Here is a 1,476-nt window from a genome sequence, read left to right as displayed (position 1 = left end):
GTCGCGAACGTCGCCACCAGCATGGCCGACGCGCCCACTGCTTGAAGTAGACGGAAAGCGACAAAGGCCGGTGCAGTTGAAGACCAAGCTGCTCCCAGAGACGCAATGACGAAAGCCGTTGCGCCCGGCGATTAAGTTAATAAACATATTAAATCATTAATTAGTTTTTGTAGTTTAGAGAGTTTATTTCTTAGGGTTTCTATTCCTCAATTATTCCGTATCCTTCTGGTGCAGGAATCCCATGTTCCGAAGAACGACTGACTGATTCCCACTCTTTCCATGTAAATATACGTTTTTCTGCATTTTCAACAGCTAAATCATATACAAGGCTTCCCAGAACTAATCGGAGAGGCGGATTCTCACTATTAACCAGTTTCATTATAGCTTCGGCGGCTAACTTAGGATCACTATCCACCGATTCGTTTGAATATTGTTGGGCCAACTTTTCACGTAATGAATCATACTCTTTTTTCTGTGTAGTAAAACTCATTTTTAAGTATAGATTCGTCCAGTAACCTCCAGGTTCTACGATAGATACTTTTATACCAAAATGTGCAGCTTCTTGTGCTAAAGCCTCGCTAAATCCTTCTAAAGCAAATTTACTAGCGCTATAGATTCCCGACATTGGACCACTAATCAGTCCACCAATACTAGATATCTGGATAATATGACCTGATTCTTGTGCCCGCAAGTACGGCATAACAGCTTGACTTACCCATACTGTACCGAAGAAATTAGTTTCCATTTGGCTTCTAACTTCATCTTCACTAAATTCTTCAATCATTCCCATTACCATATTCCCTGCATTGTTAATGACAATATCGAGTCTTCCAAAATGTTTAATGGCAGTTTCCACTGTAGTCGAAACAGCACTTCTATCAGTAACATCAAGACTTAAAGGAAGTAACATTCCTTCAAACTGGCATTTTAACTCATTCAGTTTTTCAATATTTCTAGCAACACCAACAACCTTCTCTCCTGACTCCAATGCTTTTTTTGTGAATTCGTATCCTAGTCCACTGCTTGCACCTGTAATAAACCACACACGTGTATTTTCATTGTTATTAAATGTCATAAATAATCTCCTCCATTAATCATGTAATATTGGTATCATTCAATACCAATTTAAAACAAACAAAATAAAGAGCACAGGCAATCTGCCTATGCTCTAAATATAGAAATATAAAATTTCAACAGGATTAATCCGATTGTTGGTATCACAAATAAGCCATCAAATTCATTGATGTACCCTTTTCTACGAAGTGTCATGGGAGATCTCCCTTTAAAATAAAAAAGAGGAAGATTCCTCTCCCCCTTTTTACTATAACCGTATAATAAAGGTTTCCTATACGTATAGGAAGAATAAACGCCCTTTTCACCCAAGTCCAACAGCTTTGGACCGCAGTTGACTCTTTCGACACCCCTGCGATGCAACCCAATCCGGCTGACGGGGAGCCAGCAACGCTGAAAATTTAC

The 1,476-nt window shown here is 39.3% G+C and carries 2 protein-coding genes and 1 pseudogene; all 3 read right to left on the bottom strand.

What is annotated here, in order from left to right:
• Window positions 1–125: pseudogene (locus tag FTU34_RS17680) on the bottom strand (CmlA/FloR family chloramphenicol efflux MFS transporter); the annotation flags it as partial.
• Window positions 126–199: 74 nt separating this feature from the next.
• Window positions 200–1,075 carry an SDR family oxidoreductase gene (locus tag FTU34_RS17675; protein ID WP_078081115.1) on the bottom strand — a complete coding sequence of 292 codons (876 nt, stop codon included), beginning with the start codon at window positions 1,073–1,075 and terminating at the stop codon, window positions 200–202.
• Between the two features lie 86 nt (window positions 1,076–1,161).
• Window positions 1,162–1,476, bottom strand: a 315-nt coding sequence (locus tag FTU34_RS17795) for a hypothetical protein (RefSeq protein ID WP_218944809.1), incomplete at its 5' end; no start/stop codon positions are given.

The organism is Acinetobacter sp. YH12094 (genome assembly GCF_013419295.1).
Taxonomy (GTDB): Bacteria; Pseudomonadota; Gammaproteobacteria; order Pseudomonadales; family Moraxellaceae; genus Acinetobacter; species Acinetobacter amyesii.
This window is presented reverse-complemented; position numbering and strand designations above follow the sequence as displayed.

Bases quoted from the DNA above. Each gene is read 5' to 3' on its own strand.
- FTU34_RS17675 (WP_078081115.1), bottom strand. From the start codon at position 1,075: ATGACATTTAATAACAATGAAAATACACGTGTGTGGTTTATTACAGGT.